General features: G+C 43.8%; 22 protein-coding genes. 3 read left to right on the top strand and 19 right to left on the bottom strand.

The features are described 5' to 3' along the window. Positions 1-76 precede the first annotated feature (76 nt). From Q8P13_00795 to Q8P13_00730, 14 genes are all read right to left on the bottom strand, one after another. The gene (locus tag Q8P13_00795; GenBank protein ID MDP2670990.1) at positions 77-1312 is read right to left on the bottom strand and encodes an FAD-dependent oxidoreductase; all 1236 of its coding nucleotides are present in this window, start codon (positions 1310-1312) and stop codon (positions 77-79) included. A gap of 27 nt (positions 1313-1339) precedes the next feature. Next, positions 1340-1708 carry an iron-sulfur cluster assembly scaffold protein gene (locus tag Q8P13_00790; GenBank protein ID MDP2670989.1) on the bottom strand — a complete coding sequence of 123 codons (369 nt, stop codon included), beginning with the start codon at positions 1706-1708 and terminating at the stop codon, positions 1340-1342. 1 nt (position 1709) lies between these two features. Beyond that, the gene (locus Q8P13_00785; GenBank protein ID MDP2670988.1) at positions 1710-3038 is read right to left on the bottom strand and encodes a cysteine desulfurase; all 1329 of its coding nucleotides are present in this window, start codon (positions 3036-3038) and stop codon (positions 1710-1712) included. A 103-nt stretch (positions 3039-3141) separates the two neighbouring features. Next, positions 3142-3537 (bottom strand): hypothetical protein, encoded by a 396-nt coding sequence (locus tag Q8P13_00780; GenBank protein ID MDP2670987.1) that lies wholly within the window; start codon positions 3535-3537, stop codon positions 3142-3144. A 177-nt stretch (positions 3538-3714) separates the two neighbouring features. Continuing rightward, entirely contained in the window at positions 3715-4266 is a 552-nt protein-coding gene (locus Q8P13_00775; GenBank protein ID MDP2670986.1) for an NADPH-dependent FMN reductase, read from the bottom strand. Between the two features lie 142 nt (positions 4267-4408). Continuing rightward, entirely contained in the window at positions 4409-4720 is a 312-nt protein-coding gene (locus tag Q8P13_00770) for a non-heme iron oxygenase ferredoxin subunit (protein ID MDP2670985.1), read from the bottom strand. Between the two features lie 98 nt (positions 4721-4818). After that, a complete protein-coding gene (locus tag Q8P13_00765; protein ID MDP2670984.1) occupies positions 4819-5397 on the bottom strand; it encodes a SufD family Fe-S cluster assembly protein in 579 nt (192 codons plus the stop codon). A 50-nt stretch (positions 5398-5447) separates the two neighbouring features. Next, complete coding sequence (locus tag Q8P13_00760) at positions 5448-5717, bottom strand: hypothetical protein (protein MDP2670983.1); 270 nt, start codon at positions 5715-5717, stop codon at positions 5448-5450. Between the two features lie 36 nt (positions 5718-5753). Then, positions 5754-7166: a Fe-S cluster assembly protein SufB gene (gene sufB, locus Q8P13_00755; protein ID MDP2670982.1), complete on the bottom strand. Its 1413-nt coding sequence runs from the start codon at positions 7164-7166 to the stop codon at positions 5754-5756. 56 nt (positions 7167-7222) lie between these two features. Beyond that, positions 7223-7957, bottom strand: a complete 735-nt coding sequence (sufC, locus tag Q8P13_00750; GenBank protein ID MDP2670981.1) for a Fe-S cluster assembly ATPase SufC — start codon at positions 7955-7957, stop codon at positions 7223-7225. Between the two features lie 95 nt (positions 7958-8052). Beyond that, on the bottom strand, positions 8053-8679 hold the full coding sequence (locus tag Q8P13_00745) for a DNA polymerase ligase N-terminal domain-containing protein (protein ID MDP2670980.1): 627 nt from the start codon (positions 8677-8679) through the stop codon (positions 8053-8055). Positions 8680-8850: 171 nt separating this feature from the next. After that, a complete protein-coding gene (locus tag Q8P13_00740) occupies positions 8851-9060 on the bottom strand; it encodes a ferredoxin (protein ID MDP2670979.1) in 210 nt (69 codons plus the stop codon). A gap of 230 nt (positions 9061-9290) precedes the next feature. Then, the gene (locus Q8P13_00735; protein ID MDP2670978.1) at positions 9291-10139 is read right to left on the bottom strand and encodes a M15 family metallopeptidase; all 849 of its coding nucleotides are present in this window, start codon (positions 10137-10139) and stop codon (positions 9291-9293) included. A gap of 48 nt (positions 10140-10187) precedes the next feature. Then, on the bottom strand, positions 10188-11111 hold the full coding sequence (locus Q8P13_00730; protein MDP2670977.1) for a glycosidase: 924 nt from the start codon (positions 11109-11111) through the stop codon (positions 10188-10190). A gap of 69 nt (positions 11112-11180) precedes the next feature. Between Q8P13_00730 and Q8P13_00725 the strand changes: the two genes are divergently transcribed. Further along, complete coding sequence (locus tag Q8P13_00725) at positions 11181-13112, top strand: DUF2817 domain-containing protein (protein ID MDP2670976.1); 1932 nt, start codon at positions 11181-11183, stop codon at positions 13110-13112. Here Q8P13_00725 and Q8P13_00720 read toward each other — a convergent pair whose 3' ends face one another. The 4 genes from Q8P13_00720 to Q8P13_00705 all read right to left on the bottom strand — a co-directional run bounded on the left by Q8P13_00720 (position 13113) and on the right by Q8P13_00705 (position 15853). Beyond that, the gene (locus Q8P13_00720; GenBank protein MDP2670975.1) at positions 13113-13673 is read right to left on the bottom strand and encodes a magnesium transporter; all 561 of its coding nucleotides are present in this window, start codon (positions 13671-13673) and stop codon (positions 13113-13115) included. A 104-nt stretch (positions 13674-13777) separates the two neighbouring features. Continuing rightward, the gene (locus tag Q8P13_00715; protein ID MDP2670974.1) at positions 13778-13978 is read right to left on the bottom strand and encodes a cold shock domain-containing protein; all 201 of its coding nucleotides are present in this window, start codon (positions 13976-13978) and stop codon (positions 13778-13780) included. A 115-nt stretch (positions 13979-14093) separates the two neighbouring features. Continuing rightward, positions 14094-15458 carry a hypothetical protein gene (locus Q8P13_00710; protein MDP2670973.1) on the bottom strand — a complete coding sequence of 455 codons (1365 nt, stop codon included), beginning with the start codon at positions 15456-15458 and terminating at the stop codon, positions 14094-14096. Continuing rightward, positions 15455-15853, bottom strand: coding sequence for a hypothetical protein (locus Q8P13_00705; protein ID MDP2670972.1), 399 nt, complete (start codon positions 15851-15853; stop codon positions 15455-15457). The genes Q8P13_00710 and Q8P13_00705 overlap by 4 nt, the downstream gene beginning before the upstream one ends. Before the next feature lie 217 nt (positions 15854-16070). On the opposite strand from Q8P13_00705, the gene Q8P13_00700 reads away from it, so the two are divergent. Continuing rightward, positions 16071-17015, top strand: a complete 945-nt coding sequence (locus Q8P13_00700; GenBank protein ID MDP2670971.1) for a hypothetical protein — start codon at positions 16071-16073, stop codon at positions 17013-17015. A gap of 222 nt (positions 17016-17237) precedes the next feature. Here the strand turns inward: Q8P13_00700 and Q8P13_00695 are convergent, their stop codons facing one another. Beyond that, the gene (locus Q8P13_00695) at positions 17238-17642 is read right to left on the bottom strand and encodes a hypothetical protein (GenBank protein MDP2670970.1); all 405 of its coding nucleotides are present in this window, start codon (positions 17640-17642) and stop codon (positions 17238-17240) included. 590 nt (positions 17643-18232) lie between these two features. Here Q8P13_00695 and Q8P13_00690 point away from each other — a divergent pair. Further along, positions 18233-18532 (top strand): hypothetical protein, encoded by a 300-nt coding sequence (locus Q8P13_00690; protein ID MDP2670969.1) that lies wholly within the window; start codon positions 18233-18235, stop codon positions 18530-18532. Positions 18533-18612 lie beyond the last annotated feature (80 nt).

Here is an 18612-nt window from a genome sequence, read left to right as displayed (position 1 = left end):
TTAAGGAAACAAAAAGTCGACGTTTGCCGACTTCAATGTGAAATATTATAGCAAAAATAGGGTTAAAAGTCAAGTACTATAGGGTGTTGAGTAAGCTCAGAAGATCGAATTTTGGGTCTTTTAATTGTTCTTTTGAAGTAGCTACCTTCGTCTTTTCTTTAATAAGTTTGTTCAAAGCCGCTCGGTCATGATTAAGATTGATGAGAGAAGCACCAACAACAACGTCATTGCGAAGCAAAATTCTACCCAATTTCTTATCCGTCAGGCTACCACGTTCAACTACTTCAGTTTGCTCATCCACGGCCGGATCACCCAAAAAAGTAAAGCTTGAGCCAAAAACATCAATTGAGTATGTACTTAAGGTCTCAAAAACTTGCTTCTGACCCACCATATTCGCACCTACGACCCGGCCTTGAGCAGAAGAATTGGTCCAGTTGCCTAGAGTATGGTACTTATCGAAAATAGGGTCATAAAATTCAGCAATATCACCGGCAGCCCAAATATCTGGGGCCGAAGTTTGCAAATACTGGTCTGTGACTACTCCTTTGTTAATCTTGAGACCTGAGTCTTGCAAGTGATCCAAATCCAAATGAATGCCAATCCCCACTCCGGCAATTTGGGCTGGGATCTCCTGGTTGTTGTTCAGTTTGACTTTTTCTAAACGGTTTTGGCCAATAAATTGGCCAACTTGGACCCCAGCGACAACTTCAATTCCATTTTCTTGAAGTAGCTCGGTTAGCAATTTACCAGAATTTTCACCCACCACTGCCTCCCAAAAATACTTCTCCATGATCAAGGCTTTTGTCTGCAAATTGTGCTGGCGAAAAGTTTTGGCAAATTCAATTCCAATGAAACCTCCTCCAACCACAACTGCTTCTTGCGAGGTTCGGAGCCAATCTTTTGCTTGTTGCGCATCCTCAGTGGTGCGCAAATAGCTGACTCCAGCTAAGTCTGATCCTGGGTTTTTCAGTTTGTTCACTTTTCCTCCCGAGGCGACCAGAATTTTCTCCGCCTCTATCTCCTCTCCAGAGGCTAGAGTGATTTTCTTTTCCTTTGCGTTAACCTTCGAAACCGGCTCGTTTAGCTTCAGCCCAATCTGGTTTTTTTGATAATCCTGCGCCTTGCGCAGAAAAATCTTTTCGTAGGGAACTTCGTCACGCAGAAAATCAGGTAGCATGACTCGTGAGTAAAGTAGGTCTTTTTCTTCTGTGACAATGAGGATTGATCCTGAAGGATCGAGACGACGGATCATTTCAGCTGCGTTCGTACCGGCAATACCGCCACCAATAATTAAGTATTTAACCTGTTCCATAGCTATTTTTAGTATAGCAGAAGATAATTAACTAGGTTGCAGGGCTTTCTTTAGGGTTTCCAGAGAAAGCAAAGCGCAACTCAAACGAGCGGGGCTGGGTTTGATCTCGAGCAGAGAAAGAAGTTTGTCTGGGGTTATCTTTTTTGCTGCGCTTAAATTTTTACCTTCCAAATACTCTGCTAGAAGTGAGGCTGAAACCTGGGAGATGGCGCAACCGTTTCCCGAAAAGCGGGCTTGACTTACCTTGGTTCCGTTTAGCTTAACTTGCAAACGCACTTCATCACCACAGAGTGGGTTGAGCAAAACAGCCTCCAAGTCCGGCTTTTCAAGCATCCCTTGATTGACTGGATTGGAAAAACGTTCGAGTATAACTTCTCGGTAGAGTTGGTCTTCCATTTTAATTAATCTTAAAAATTTGCTTCGCTTTCTCAAGTGCGGGCACAAGTTGGTCAATTTCTTCTTTGGTGTTGTAAAGATGAAAGCTGATTCTGGCCGCAGCTGGAATGCCCAAAACTTTCATCAAGGGTGCTGCGCAGTGGTGCCCGCTGCGCACAGCAATGCCATGAGCGTCGAGTATCGAAGCTAAATCATGGGGATGAATGACCACTTTTCCGTCAGGAAATACGGTCGCTGAACGAAGTGAGGGGTTTACCTTACCCTCTTTAACAATGTTGAAAGAGATGACTCCCGTTTTGCGATCAAGCTTTCTCGGTCCATAAATTTCTAGATTGGCAACAGATTCAAGTTTTCTTAAAGCATACTCAGTTAGGTCCTTTTCGTGTTCTCGGATATTTTTCATACCAACTTTGCTTAAATAGTCTACGGCAGCTCCCAGACCAACCGCCCCAGCAATATTGGGGGTGCCCGCCTCAAACTTCCAGGGAATGTAATTGTAGCTGGACTCTTCCCAACCAACGTCAAGAATCATCTCCCCACCAGCCTGAAACGGTCTCATTTTTTCAAGTAGTTCCCTTTTTGCCCAGAGCACCCCAATTCCGGTTGGACCAAGCATTTTGTGGCCAGTGAAAGCGTAAAAATCGACTCCTAGGCTCTGCACCGAGACTGGAAGATGTGGTACTGCCTGAGCTCCATCGACTAGAATTTTAATCTCAGGATTAAAGTTTTTAGCTTCGTTAATCACGTCCTTCACAGGGTTGACGGTACCGAGGACGTTGGAAACATGAGTTAAAGAGATTAATTTTGTCTTTGGCGTCAAGTAAATTTTTAATTCTTCATTCTTAATTCTTAATTCACCCTGCTCGTTGATCGGGATGAATTTCAGCTTTGCCCCTTTTTCTTTAGCTAGAATTTGCCAGGGAACTAGGTTTGAGTGGTGCTCCATTTGAGTGAGTAAGATTTCGTCGTTAGCTTCAATATTGTCTCTCCCCCAAGCGTAAGCTACCAGATTAATTGCTTCGGTCGCGTTGCGGGTGAAAACGATTTGGGAAGAATCTCCTCCCTTGATAAAGTCAGCTACCTTCTTTCTAGCCTGCTCATAAGCTTCAGTCGCTTCTTCAGAAAGTTTGTGCACACCGCGGTGAACATTGGCGTTGCTGGTTTTGTAGTAGTTGGAAACCGCATCAATAACGGCTTGGGGTTTTTGACTGGTCGCAGCGTTGTCGAAATAAATCAGGTCTTTACCATGTACTTTACGGCCTAGAATTGGAAAATCTTTCCGGTATTTAAAGAGGTCTTTTTTTGCTGTAACTTGGACTTGAGCTTTCACGCGTGGCTATTCTACTCTCTGAAAGAGACTTTCACAAGTTTTAGAGGTGTGGCGCTTCGTGGCTGGGGTGGGTCCACGAAGCGCTCAACCATCACTTTCACTGTTATCTCGATGAGGCCGACCCCCGAGGATGGGTGTCATAGTAACTTTGCAGGTTGTCTTGTACACTGCGGTACACCAACCACTGGGTCTCGCTGAGTGTGTCGCTGGCCAGATCGTTGAGCATCTTCCAGAGCTCAGCGTCAAGCTTGTCTTTGTCCGTCTGGCTGAGGCTAGCGAGCTGGCCGTCCTTCAAAGCTGAGGCTAGCCGCGCTCCATAGTCTAGATAGGCCTCCGGCCCTTCCTGTCTGGCACGGTACTTCGCCTGGTGCTCGTAGAAGCGCTGGACAGCCACCTCTGCGGGCACGCTCTTTTCGACCTTGGAACCCTGGAGCCACGAGTAGCCCAGAAACCCAAGAAACGCGAACAAAGCGAGCGCGGCGATAACGATGGTCTTCAAGATCTCCTCCTTGAGGTTGCACTCGACTTCCTTGTTTCCCCACAGCTGAATTCAATCTAATTAACTTCAGGTGTGGAAAAGTAAGGAAATCAGGGCCTTTGCCTGCTTGGAGAATTAATGTGAAACATTATAGCAAACTTAGCCTCAAAAGTCAATGACTATGAGACCTTTGCTTGATTAATTTTGGATAAATTTGACGAAGTTTTGCGCGAATTTGGCGAGTCTTTCTTCCACTTTTGCATCAAGACACTTTCCGTTTTCATCAAAAACTTCTTCAACGTTGCCCACATAAGTTTTTGAGGGCATCAAGTTGAGGCCAAGGGTATTGGCAATTGGAAAAAAGGCAATTTGCGCTCTCACGGTGGCAAAGTTCCCATCGGAAGCCCCAAAGAGGGCGACCTTTTTTCCAGTTAAAATATCAGGAAAATATTTTGTTCGGGAGATCCAATCAAGGGTATTCTTAAGCACACCAGGAAGAGAGTGATTGTACTCCGGAGTTGCGATAATCAACCCGTCCGCAGCTTCGATTTTCTCTCGCAGCAATTTGATTCCGTCAGGAAGTTGAATTTCCTTTTCCAAATCACCATCATAAAGAGGAATGTTAAGCGGCTTCAGATCAATAAACTCGGTCTCAGCTCCGTCTTCTTCCGCCTTTTCCAGAACAAGTTTAAGTGCCATTTTATTGTAAGAAGCGGAGCGTAGACTCCCGGCAAATCCGATTATTTTCATAACTAAGCCATTTTAAGCTTTAGTCTATAGGGATCTATAGCTAAAGCGCAAGATTTTTGAACCTGAAGACAGTGGTCTGAAGTTTCAAAAATTTTATTGTAGGACTTTTCTCTTAACGACCCTGCAAAACCGACAATCTTACTCATATTTCAACAAAGACCTCCCCGTTCTCAACTTTAGTTTTAAAAATAGGTAATGGCTCGGCAGCGGGTGGTGAAGTGTTTTCCCCGGTGCGAATTTTGAACTTACTGCCGTGACAAGTGCACTCTACCTCTTCACCTTCAATATTGTGGTTTTGATCAAGCTCACAGTATTCGTGGGTGCAAATATTGGTCGTCGCCAAGACTTCGTTGCCCAAACGATAAAGGGCTATCTGTTCCTTGCCGATCTTGGCCAAGGTAATTTGACCATCGTGCACATCATCTAGTTTTGCGACTTTTTGAAATTCAGACATTTAATTCCCCTAATGTCATTCTGAGCGATCAGCGAAGAATCTGCTTCTCCCAGGTTTAGCAAAGGAGATCCTTCGGCTTTGCCTCAGGATGACAAGCTTTAACTAATTCTAAACTCTTTTTCGAGAAAAGTGAAAAGTTGGGCTTTTTCTTTCTCAGGTAGTTTGTCCGCAACTGCGCCGAGATAGCCTTGGACGAGCAGTCTCTTGGCCTGATCCGCCGGGATCCCCCGGCTCTGTAGGTAAAAAATACTTTCTGGGTCAACTGGACCGACGGTCGAGGCGTGGCCCGCCTTGACCTCGTTCTCATCAATCTCTAGAGAAGGAATTGCTTCCGCTTTCGCGTTTTTGGAAAGTAGTAAGGCGTCCTCACGAAAATAGGTATCGGTATTTTTTGCTCCGCGTTTTATCTTCACCAAACCATAGAAACCGCCCTGCGCCTTTTCGTTTAGAACGGATTTAATTAACGTGTTGGAATAGGTGTCGGGCGCAGCATGGGTAATGTTGATCGTAGCTTTAACTTCGTCAGAATTGGTGAGAAAAAAGGCACCAATCACATCCAGTCTCGCTCCCCGACCAACGAGCTGCGCGTTCACTTCAATTTCTTCAGAACCCGTCATAAAAACCAAAGGTAAAACTTTTTCCTGGCCTTCTTGCAGAATTAGATTAATCGCATTCATGAAGGCTATTCTACTTTACTTTTGAATTCTTGGGAAGAAGTTTGAGTGATTTATTTCTCTTTGGATAGATCCCAGGCCTTTGCAGCCATGGTTACAAGCGAAAACCAAAAGAAAATGTCGATTACCAAATTCCCTAGAAAAATCTCTTTCGTGTAAGAAAGGAAATGTAGTGGAAATCCAGCTACTAAAATGTCGATGTTGCTGCCATTACTTCCACTGAAGACGCTTGTAGCCGGTAATTGATACTTGTAAAAACTAGTCAGGAACGTTATCACCAAAGCAATCACTAAAAACAAAAGATAGATCTTTAATCTCTTCATAAATATATTGTGCAACAAAAAAATCCGATCTGTCAATTATCCTACAGCTCCCACCATCTCTAATTGTATTAGTCTATTTAACTCAAGCGCATATTCGAGTGGGAGTTCTTTGACGATTGGTTCGATGAAGCCGTTGACGATCATGCTGGTCGCATCGTTTTCGTTTAAACCACGTGACATTAAATAAAAAAGTTGATCTTCACCGATTTTTGAAACTGTGGCTTCATGAGCGATGGAAACATCTTCCTCATCAATCTGCATCGTCGGGTAAGTATCAGACCTACTTAATTCATCTAATATAAGTGCATCACAACGGACATTGGCTTTGACACGTTCAGCACCCTTAATCACTTTCAGCATGCCGCGATAACTGGTTCGACCACCATCTTTAGAAATTGATTTCGAGACAATTGAGCTGCTTGTATCCGGGGCGAGGTGATAGGCTTTACCACCCGCGTCTTGGTGCTGACCGGCTCCGGCAAAAGCGATAGAAAGCACCTCTCCTCTTGCCCCCCGACCGCGTAAGTAGACTGAGGGGTACTTCATCGTAATCTTCGAACCTAGGTTGCCATCCACCCACTCCATGGTCGCATCTTCCTCCACCATGGCTCTTTTAGTCACTAGATTGTAAACATTGTTACTCCAATTCTGAATCGTGGTGTAGCGACAACGAGCGCCTTTTTTGACAAAAATTTCAACGACCGCCGCGTGCAGAGAATCAGTTGAATAGACCGGAGCAGTGCAGCCTTCGACGTAGTGAACTTGCGCTCCCTCGTCAACAATGATCAGCGTGCGCTCAAACTGGCCCATGTTGGCGGCGTTAATGCGGAAATAGGCCTGCAAGGGGATATCGATCTTTACATTCTTAGGTACGTAAATAAAGCTTCCTCCTGACCAGACCGCGCTGTTTAAGGCTGCAAGTTTGTTGTCCGCCGCTGGAATCGCCCGGCCAAAGTACTCTTGAAAAAGCTCGGGGTATTTTTGGAGAGCAGTATCAGTTGATTCAAAGATGACTCCCTTTTTCTCCCATTCTTTTTTGATTGAGTGGTAAATGACCTCACTCTCGTACTGAGCCCCAACCCCGGCGAGATATTTCTTTTCCGCCTCAGGAATGCCAATCGCATCATAAGTCTCTTTAATCTCCTTGGGCAAACCTTCCCAGGTTAAACTCTTCTTTTCAGTTGGGCGAATGTAGTAGTAAATATCATCGTAGTTAATGGTAGAAAGGTCAGCACCCCACAGAGGTTGCTTTTTTTGTTTAAAAATTTCGTGGGCTCTTAGTCTAAATTTGAGCATCCATTCAGGCTCAGATTTATGGTGGGAAATCTCCTGGACAATTTGTTCATCCAAACCTTTTCTACTCTTGAAAAAATAATTCTCGGGCTTCGAGAAACCGTACTTTTCTCGGTAACTTTCATTGACGGCAACTTCGGCGACTACTTTTGGCATTTTAGTTCTGTCATTCTGAACGAAGTGAAGAATCTCAGAGATCCTTCGCTAGTCGCTCAGGATGACACCTCCTGATAACCTTTCTCTTCTATTTCTAATGCTAGGTCTTTATCCCCACTTTTGACGATCTTTCCATCCACTAAAATGTGAACAAAATCTGGCTGAATGTACCGTAATATTCTTTGATAATGAGTAATTAATAGGATCCCTAGTTTTTGGTCTTTTTCTTTTGCCTTCATCACTCCTTTGGAAACAATCTTGAGAGCGTCTACATCAAGTCCTGAATCCGTCTCATCAAGAATTGCATATTTTGGTTCCAGAATTGTTAGTTGCAGAGTTTCCAACTTCTTCTTCTCTCCTCCGGAAAAGCCTTCGTTCACGGCTCGGCTGATAAACTTCTCGTCTAGTTTAAGCTGGTTCAGTTCGTTTTTGACTTTATTTTGAATCTCAAGAGCTTTAACCCCCGGATCTTTGAGATTTTTGTAGGCTGAACGCATGAAATTGTTGATCGAAACCCCGGCGACCGCAACTGGATATTGCATGGCTAGAAACAAGCCTGCTTTGGCTCTTTTGTCAACGCTCAGAGCGCTTATGTCTTGTCCATCGAGAATAACCTCACCTTTGGTAATTTGATATTGAGGATGCCCCATCAGAGCCATAGAAAGAGAGGATTTTCCCGAACCGTTTGGCCCCATCAGGGCGTGGATTTCGCCTGGTTTTATTTTTAGGCTAATTCCGCGCAGAATTTCTTTCTTTTGAGTTGAAACGTGTAAATCTTTGATCTCAAGCATGTGAGAAGGAAACTTAACACAAAAGCAGGATCAGTACAAGACGATTACGACTCTGTCTTCGGAGCTGAAATAAGTTCAGGATGAGGGGTCTTAAATTAACCCTTCTCTTTTATTTCCTCAAGAGTTTTTCCGGAAAGAGCTGATTCTTTAAACTCAGCTGCATCATAGCCTTCAACCACAAAGTGATCTTTGTGCTTGATCAAAAGCCAAGCATTTTTCCCTGCTTTGCCCGGTGGGAAGCCCTTAGTTTTGACCAAGGTAAAACTGCCCTTTAGTTTTTTTCCATAAAGAAAAAATTTTATTTCTCCTTTTTCCAGTCCTGCAAGCATGGCTTTCTCCCCTTCTTTTTTATCCCGAATTTCTTTCCTGATCCCAGGCGAAATTTCAGTCTCAGGTAAGTACCAACCCTCGTCCCAAATAATGACTGGTCCAGCACCATACTCACCAGCCGGAATTACCCCTTCAAAGTGTCGGTAATCCAGGGGGTGGTCTTCAGTTTGCATGGCTAATCTTTTCACACTGTTGTCGAGACTAGGACCTTTGGGAATCGCCCAGGAAGGCATGACACCACCCATTTCCAGGCGAAAATCGTAGTGGAGAGCTGTAGCTGAATGTTTCTGAACCACGTAAACTAGCTTTTCTGGATCAATATCTTTGCTAGTAAAAGGTTCCGGGGTTTTCCCTGGATCGCGCATGGAAGTGTATTTTTCTAGTTTTTTCATATTAATCGCTATTACGTAGCTAGCGTCTTTAAACTTGCTAAAAAGCGAAGAGGGAATGGAAACTGACCGAAGAGAATTTCCGAGGATTCCCGAGCTTTTTTGCATAGTTTAACAGCTAGCGAAGTTTAGCGAAAGTTTTGGCGCTACCTTTTCAAAAAGGTCGCAAAAGAATTATGGGTAAATCTGAGTCCCATCGTCTTCTTCCAGAAGAATAGCAAGTACAGGACAGGATTTGGCTGCGTCAATGATCGTATCGCGAGGATCTCCCTCTGGGTTTTTGACGACTGCCTTGAGTTCGTCATCAAGTTCAAAGGTATTGGGTGCGATAACGCTACAAGAACCAGCACCGATACAGAGATTTCTGTCTATTTTAATTTTCATTTGAGCTTTAGCGAAAATGGAAGTATAGATCGCCTCGCGCTCTGCGCCGCAAGCGTCTTCGATCGTAATAAAAATTCATAGTCTTTCAAAGACAACTTCTTGATCGATATTTTCATTATTTCAAACCAGTCAACTTAAGTTTCACAGAAACAACCCTTTTGATCGATATAAATTCATCCTTAACCAAATCAGTTTAGCAGATTTTTCTAACGCGATAAACTTGCTTCCTCCTACCAAACTCCATAGCTTTTCAGAAAAGTCTCCAGGTCAAGCCCCAAATCACGCATTTTTTTTGCGCTACTGAGCCCAATATAGCGGAAGTGCCAAGGCTCGTAGGAATAACCGGTAATCTTCTCCTTACCCTTTGGGTAACTCAAAACGAAACCAAAAAGATAGGCGTTTTTGGCGAGCCACTTCCCCTCAGTCGTTGAACCGAAACTTTGAGTCAGTTTATAACCAACACTAGCTGCAGAGATATCAGCTGCGGTTCCCAATTGATGCTGCGAGTGTCCGGCCCGGGCCGAAAAAGATTTGGCCGCCTCCAAACCAGCGTAGGCGACCCAATAGTTGAAAGTCGAGACTTGCTCAGAGTAACTGCGAAAAGCTGAGGTAACCACTAGACTGTGCTCGGCTGTTTTCGCTGCGGCAAACATTTTAGCCAGCTGCTTTGCGGCCTGGTTCCGCAGTCGGGCTTTGCCACTAGTTTGTAGACTTGGGTTTAACAAAACTAAATCCCCAGGAACATAGGTACTCGGCAAACTAATACTTTTGTTGACCAAAACGAGCAGCTCATTTCCCTTTTGCGTCACAAAACTAGTCACTGCAGCTGAGGCGGCTAGGGCCTTTCCGGTCACAACTTTTTCATTCACTTTGGCAACTGCACTGAAAGTAGCGTTGCGGATCAGTTGTTCCTCTACACCCAAAGGAACTACTTTGCTTCCCCCTTGAAGCAAAAGCTGCCTTTCTGAACTCTGCAGGAAGCTTTGGTAAGTGGCAAAAAGACTCGTTGCAACTAAAACTAGCAAGAATAGTGAAAAAGCAAGATAAAATTGGCGTTGAAAGCGCTGGAAAAAACTCATCTCGGAGAAAGATTAACAAAAAGTGGGTTTTAACTCAATCACGCTAAATTAAAAGCTGAGGAGCTGCTTTTTCGTTATGGTTGCTAAACCAATACATTTGTCCGCTGCCCCGTAGTAAACAAAAAACTCCTCCCCAACTTCAAGGGCCCCACAAGTAAAAACTACCTCGGCTGTCAAACCAGATCTTTCGTAGCTCTCTTCTGGAAGAAGAATTGGTTCTGAAGAACGAAAGATTATCTTGCCCGGATCGGCAAGATCAAGAACAAGTAAACCCATCCGATACTGGTGTTTTTCTGAAACACCATGATAAAAAATGACCCAACCCTTCTCTGTTTTGATCGGTTGAGAACCAGCGCCAACTCTTTCGCTGTCCCAAGAGGCTTTGTGTGGAGTAAGCAAAACTTTCTTCTCACTCCAATTTTTCAGATCCTCTGAAAAAGAAAGGTAGATATTAGGATAAACCCGATGTAAAAGGGCGAATTTACCCGCAATTTTTTCTGGAAAAAGAGTTGCGTCCTTGCTGTCTTCAGAAAGCAGGATCCCCTGATGCTCAAAATCTCGAAAGTCTTTGGTGGTAATTAAACTTGGTCGAAATCGCCAAGGAGCTGGATGGTAAAGAGAAGGGGCAAGACTTACTTTTTTGAATTCAGAAGCTGGATAAACTGAGGCAGCGTTGTAAGTAATGTAGTAGGTGTTCTCGATTTTAACTATCCTTGGATCTTCCACCCCCAATCTTTCGTAAGGGCTGTCGATACCACCCTCAAAAACTGGCTCAGCGGCCCTTTCGAAACTAATGCCGTCCTGGCTAGTTGCTAAACCAAAACGCGACAAACCATCTCCCCCGATTGCCCGGTAAAGCAAGGTAATTTTGTCATTATAGAGGGCCACCCCTGGATTGAAAACGGCCTTGAACTCCCACCATTTTTTGCTTGGGGAAAGGATTGGGTTGTCAGCAAAACGCTTCAGCTGCATGGTGTCAAAAAAGTATACTCCAAACTAGACAGAGTTTGTAGCTGCGGGGTAAAATTCATTTACCGCCCCATGTACCAAAAATTGCTTGTTTACGTTGCCAGCAAAAAACAGCGCTTCCTGGTTTTTTCTTTTTTAAGCTTTTCCACTCTCGGTTTTTTACTAATCTTTGAGTTGTTTTACTTGATTCCTCCCCAAGTTCTGGCCTCAGCTGAGAAAGCCGACAAAGCAATTGATGGGAAAATTACCTTTTCTTTCCTCGGCTCTATTGATGAAGAAAATTTCGAGATTGAGATCACCCCGAAAACTCTCTTCAAAAGCAAATGGCTGCACGGTTTGAATCCGATCCAAAAACAACTGGTCATTGTTCCGGACAATTTACTCAAGGCCAACACTCTCTACAGCGTCTCTCTGAAAATCCGTTGGTTGGGCCTAAAAAGAAACTTTTCTCAAAGCTTCCGAACGGGCTCTTTACCAAAAGTGGAGAGTGCCTACCCAGGAAAAAATTCTAAAGAGGTTTCTAGCAAAGCTGTCCTCCGCTTTTCAATGGACAAAAAAATCACCAAGGGAGACTTTATTCTTCTGACCAAACCTGAGTTTGACTTTGAGAAAGCTTGGGTGGGCAAGACTCTGGTCGTTTCTCCCAAAACTAAACTCCAACAAGGAACCACCTATCATACAAGCCTTTTCCTCAAAACGAGCCCTGGTAGCTTGGAGCTAATTTCTTTTCAGGATTTCACGACTTTACCTTCCTTAGAAATTACTTCGACTGATCCAAAAAACAACTCTAAAATAGTACCCAAACAAAGCAATCTTAGTTTTGCATTTAACAAGTCCCTAGCTCTTAAAGATTTTGAAAGGCTTTGGAAAATCTCTCCCCCAACCTCAGGTCAGTTCAGTCTAAAAAATTCCAAAACCGTAGTTTTCAACCCGCAAGCAAATCTCAAAACTAACACAAATTACTCGATAACTTTAAATGAGGATCTCAAAGCCGACGACGGGGCTTATTTGGATTCTGATTTTAATTTTAAATTTCATACCGCCGGTCCAGCCAAAGCAATCGGTTTTTCGCCAACGGGGTCAGGTGTCAGCCGTGGCTCTTCGATTTCAGTTACTTTTGATCAAGAGGTTGATCATTCGTCAGCCCAGAACCATTTCTCGCTGAGTCCGGCGACAAGTGGTTCTTTCTCCTGGTACAAAAACACCCTCTCCTTCCATCCCAGTACTAATTTGAAACTTTTCAGTAGTTACAAGGTTGTCATCACCAAGGGAATTAAAAGTGTCGGTGGAGAGAACAGCACTCAAAGCTTTTCTTCTAGCTTCACCACCACTGGTGAAAGAACAAAAACCATCGGCTATTCAGTCCAAGGTAGAGCCATCAACGCAACTTTCTTTGGCTTCGGAAGCAAAAAAATATTGCTTATCGGTAGTATGCATGGAACCGAGGACAACACAGGTACGATGCTCTCACTCTGGACCAACTATTTGCGTTACCATCAAAACCAGATCCCCTCTGACCGGACTTTTATTGTCGTTCCCTTTGCTAATCCCGATGGGGTCTCTGCCAACAGTCGTTTTAACGCTCGGGGTGTGGATTTAAACCGCAACTGGAATGCCGACTGGCAAGCTCAAACTTATTGGAAAGACAAGTCCTACCCGCACGGTGGTGGCTCGGCTCCTTTTTCCGAGCCGGAAAGCAGAGCCCTACGTGATTTAATTCTCTCTGAAGACCCGGTACGGACAATTTCCTATCACTCCGCTGCTTCCGTGGTGGTCGGAGATGGCATTTCTTCTTCCTTCCGCAACTGGTACTCGAGCAAGACTGGTTATGGGACTGGTAGTGGTGGGGTTGAGACTTTTGGCTACGCTATCACCGGAACTATGGAGCAATGGAACCAAAATCGGGGCAATATCACGATCGTGGTGGAATTTGCTACGGTCACTAGTAGTGAGTACTCGACCAATTTTCCCGCTCTGCAAGCTTTGCTGACTTATCCTCTTTAGCTAAGAGAAAAAAACCCAAGAAGCAACGAGAAAATAAATGATGATACTGACAATGTTTTGAACAATAGTAGTAAACGGCCCTGATCCCAAAGCTGGGTCACGGTGTTCTTTGGTGATCAACTCCGGAACGATCAAGGCGATAATGGGCGCGACAGAGACAGTGAGAAACATAGCCAGTGACACTGTCGTGGTTATTTCCATCGAACCAATCCAAAAGTGCGTCACCAGTCCGATCAAAACTGCAAAGATCAAGCCCAAACCGACGCCAATAAAAAATTCTTTGATCAGATAAGTAAAGAATCTTGCTTCCCCTTTACCCAAATTGCGCACGAAAATGTTCTCCGTCTGCGTCCCGACTGCATCGCTCATATAAACTATCAAGGGCAGAAAGAAGGCGAGGGAAATATTTTGGGTCAAGATTGGTTCAAAACGGGAAACGAGAAAGGAGGCAGCTGTTCCGCCGACCAGACCCACAAGCAGCCAGGGAAGACGGAGGCGCAACAGTAGGCTTACTTTTTCGGTATCGTCATCAGCGTAAACTATTTTGTCTACCAGACCCATTGTTTTATTCTAACAAAAATAGCACGCTTTAGTTTTAACCCTAACCAAACAAAAAACTAGCCTTTCGGCTAGCTCTTTGTTCTAAGTAAAACTTAGTAGCTGATTTAGGCAGGTTTTACGTTTTTCGCGCTTGGACCTTTATCACCGTCGACGACATCGAAGCTGACCGCAGCTCCGGGTTGAAGCTCGTCAAAACTAACCCCACTCAAATCATTTGAGTGAAAGAAAAGATCTTTTTCTTCTCCGTCACGGGCAATAAATCCATAGCCCTTATCAGTTTTTGTTTTAATTGTTCCGTTCATAATTTTTTGATAGATTTTTTAATTAAACCTAGGTGTACCTCCTTTCATTCATGACATTATACTATAGCAGGCGAAAATTACCTAATTGTGTGGTCATTTACCCAGTTTTTATGGCTCGCTATTGCACTACTAGTGGCTGAGAGATCACCCAGAGGCTGAAAATGGTGAAGAGAATCATCAAGAAAAGCATTGGAAACTGGCTTATAAAGGCTTGTCTTTTACCAAGGTAAGAAAGGGCAATTTTGTGAGCTACGTAGACACCGGCGATGTGTCCGGCAATAATACTAACTATCTGAAAATACCAGAAGAATTTCGCATTCACAAAAAGTATTGGTCGAAAGCCCTCTGTTCCAAGACTGTTCCAACCAAACGCAAAAGGATCTCCTACCACTCTGATTATGTCTTGGCCCTGAATCAATAGGAGCGAAGAAAAGTGGGCTAGCTCATAGCCAACCGCAATCGGGACCAGGGAAGTCACAAAATAAAGTCCGGTTTTTTTCAAATCTAGCTTGGTGAGACGGCTGACTAGAAAGTTAAAAAAATAGTAGGCTGTAAAAAATCCAACAAAAAGGAGGAGCAGGGCAATAGTGTGGAACAGCCTTGAAGCTACGTGAAAATTGAAGTTTGAAGCTAAATAGTCCCTTATTCCAAAATAGGTAGGAGTTTCTTTGACTCCGTCAAAAGTAACCCCCGCCAGCATAAACAATATAAAAACTACCAAACTAAAGTTTCTAGTAAGTTCGTTGGTCAGACGAATTGCCGGTGTGTAGACCTCAGTCTTTTTACTCTGGTATTTAAATGGAGAGAAAGTGGAAACGGTCTGATAAAGAACCGTGAAAAATTCCCCTTTCGCAAACCACTCCTCCCCAAAAAGATAGGCAGCCGAGAGGGTAAGCAGAGAGTAAGCGCCAAGAAGCAGGGCCATGTCCGCCGGGTTGAAAACTATCAAGACATTTTGGATCCAGATGTAAGCAACAAAAAATAAGACCGCTGGCCACAAAGCAACTTTGGAGGCTAGTTTTAGGGGCGGTTGGTAGTCCGGAAAGAGTTTTTTGAACCCCAAAAACAAGCTCTGCCAAGGATTCATATACTGCCACAAATTTCCCAGAAAAGAAAAAAGATAGAAAAGACCCACTGTCCAAAGAATCCAGAAAAAAATGACGCTAAAATTGTCCCCCGGGAGTTGGTTACCAAAAAGTCCGGTTGCGAGAAGCAGCAGAAATAGGGCTAGAAACAGGTAACGAAGCAAGCTGATGAACCAACCGGGCAGGGCGGCCCAGGTCTTGACAGGTTTGATATCTTTTTTGGTCGAAGCAAAAAAGGAGAGAAGAACAAAAGAGACAACCACGACCACACCAGAAGCAAATAAATACATCCAAAAGGGAAGGGGAAGGCTGAATTTTTGACCAAAGCCGTGGGCCAAGACAGGTGAGGGGAGAAAAAGAAAGGCGAGGAAGACCGCTAGACTCAAAGAGAGTTTCATTTAGGACTTACTTCCAAAGCCCCAAGGTCAACTTTGGCTTCCTCAAGCTCAATTACAAACCTACCAGTTTTGTCTGCTTTTACTTTTAGTTCTACTGTCTCGCCCGGCTCTAGGTCCACTGCAACATCATAGCCGTGGAGGTGGAGCTCGTCGGCTTCGTCTGCGCTTACTTTGAGACTGACTTCCTCACCTTCGGTCACCTTCAGAGTTTCTTGCCCTGATAGCAGTTTCTTTCCTTGTATCGTCCACTCAAAAGTTTTTGGGGATGTCTTTTGTTCTTCACTTTGGTTGCTGGGGTTTTGACTTTTGTTTTCAGATTTTGGTTGTAGGTAGTAGAACAAGCCAACCAAAACTACTCCTGCGGCAACAACTAACCATAGATTTCTATTTTTCATCTTGGTAATTTTACCATCCCGGTCAATATAAAAGACACGCCTCGCCTGGCGACCGCTAAAAAGGGGATCAACATCTCGCCCTGGTCGAGTATGCCTGTCCTGAGTTCATCGAAGGGTTGGAACTTTTTAACAACAACAGGGCAGTCTTACCTCCCTCGTTTAGGTTTGGTGGTTTACTGGTTTGTGGAACAAAGAACAAAACGATAAACTCTAGTTGATGGCGTTCCTAAACCTTTTCATTTATCTAGCTTCCTTCGGTCTAATTTGGTTTGGTGCTGGTTTAATAATTTCAGCGGTTGATAAATACTCTAAACGAGTAAAACTATCTCCTTTCGCCTTTTCTTTTCTTGTTTTAGGTTTGCTTACTTCAATACCAGAATTTTCAGTCGGTTTAGGGGCAGTCCTAGAGGGAAAGCCTGATATTTTTGTCGGGAACCTGCTTGGTGGTGTCGTGGTTATCTTTTTACTGGTAATACCTCTGCTAGCTGTCTTGAATAACGGGATTAGACTAACTCACCAGTTTGAAGGCAGGAATTTAGTGATAGCCCTCGCGGTCATTGCAGCTCCGGCACTCTTTGTCAGCGACGCTCGGGTATCCAATCTTGAAGGAGTTATTTTGATTCTACTCTACCTATTTTTAATCATTTTGGTCGAAAGAAGAAAAGGCGTGATCGAGAACTTTGAGGACATGGTTGATAACTTAAAACCAAACACGACTCTCCTAACCGACATTGCCAAACTGATTGGTGGGATTGTGATTGTCTTCTTTGCCAGTAATATAATCTTGGACAAGACTCTTTACTTCTCTAACTTCTTTAATATCTCACCTTTCGTGATCAGTTTAATTTTCCTTTCAATCGGAACTAATTTACCTGAGCTTAGTCTAGCGGTAAAAGGAGTGATTTTAGGTAAAAAAGATATTGTTTTTGGCGATTATGTTGGTTCGGCAGCAGCCAATACCTTACTCTTTGGAGTTTTTACCTTGCTTCACAACGGGGAAGTTCTGACCAAAGACGGCTACTTAATGACTTTTTTGTTCATAGCTTTGGGATTAGTGCTCTTTTACCTATTTTCCAAATCTAAGCAAGGAATCACACGAGCGGAAGGCGTTGTTCTAATTCTTTTCTATCTGTCTTTTGTGCTTTTTGAGTTACTTCAGTAGGTTCTTTTAGCACGTTTTCAAATATACTGAAAATAAATGTGTTTATGAAGAATGTTGGAACTTTTTACCAACAAAAAACTAACCTTTCAGCTAGTTTGTTGTCTTAAATTAACCAGTTTATGATTATCTTAAGGACTTGCTGCATTTTGTTCTTCTTAGGGAACAGGTATGCAGCGACCAGAGTGCTTCTAACGGGCACTAATTCGGGTGGTCTTTTTGTGATCACCATCTAACTGCAATTAGGTTGTAAGATCCGAGTGTGTCATACGTCTCCCAGATGATCGGATTAAAGCCCTCTCGTTCCAAGTAGTCGAAGACGGCACGAGACAAACCTCGCAGACCCTCTGGGCTTCGTGAATTAGACCTGTAGACGTCGATATAGTCTCGCCCTTCGTTGGCGGCTTCGATCATCTTGCCTTCGAGGCCCTCCACGATCTCCTTGACTTCGTCTAACTCCGTGAGGAATCGCTGTTTGCCCACCTCGGACTGCTGCGACTTCTGCACCTCCTGTACCCCTGGGGTGATACCGCGGAGTCGGTTCAGCAGAGGGTTTTCTGGCCTCTGTGGCTGAACCGCCGGTGCTTGCTTGGTTTTGCTACCAAACAACCAGGATAATACGGACGTCATTTCTCGCCTCCCTCCGACTCAAGGTCGGTGTAAACTCTTACCGCTCTGTCTACATTCAAACAGTTTGAAAGCAGATTTAGCGACAAGAATTGAGGGAAAAATAATGAGATTTATTAGCTGAAAGTATAGCAGAGTTAGCTTGAAAAGTCAAATACTATAGGATCCACTTTGTTAGGATCCTGCGCTGAAGACAGCTTGAGGTAATGGCTCCGGGGGTAGGAAACTAAAGTTTCCTGCGACCACTCGTTCTATATGATCGCTTAGCGCCCATTTTTTGCTTTGCAAAAACAAGGATTCGAGGATCGAATCAAACTAGAAGAAAGAAATAAACTTCCGTCCTTGCGATCAGAAGCTTTTTTATGGCTCTCCTTGATAGACGATGTTAGAAACTATTACATCTATTCTTAAACAAGGCAGGACTCTCTCCAAACCTTTTTAAGATTGACCCTCCATACACCCTCTTTTGATAAAAATTCGAGCTGGGAAACTGCCTCACCAGTGCGACAATAATTTTTCTAAAACAGGTAGGTCATTTATTTACCACAGTACGCTTGGTTGACTACTAAACGTTCACGTGATAAAAGAATTGTATGTCGACTACTTTAAAAGAAGCCGTAGAACAAGGAATAATAAAGATTTCGTCAAACCCTAGTGGTACGTGGTGGTCGGACGGAATGCCAAAATTCAAAAGCAGCACCGACCCCAACCTACTAGTCCTTCGTAAGGTTGCTCTAACAGACAAAGCGGGTCTGATGTTAACTGGCGAAGAAGTAACCATACATTTGTATGGAGCAGCTGATGTTCTCCACAGCCTTAAAAATAGCCTTGAAACAAGGTTTGGAGAAAAGTGGCAAAAGCTATTGGATGTCGAATTGGTGACCGATCCCTAGCTTGAAACCTACTGTGGCTTAGACTATACTTGATCAAGAACTGTCCCAAGTGGCAGTTTTTTGTTTGCCAAAATGAAAGC

The sequence above is a fragment of the bacterium genome, from assembly GCA_030704665.1.
Classification (GTDB): domain Bacteria; phylum Patescibacteriota; class Microgenomatia; order Woykebacterales; family RBG-16-39-9b; genus JAUYID01.
The sequence above is the reverse complement of the archived record's forward strand: the minus strand, read 5'-3'. Positions and strand labels throughout refer to the sequence as shown.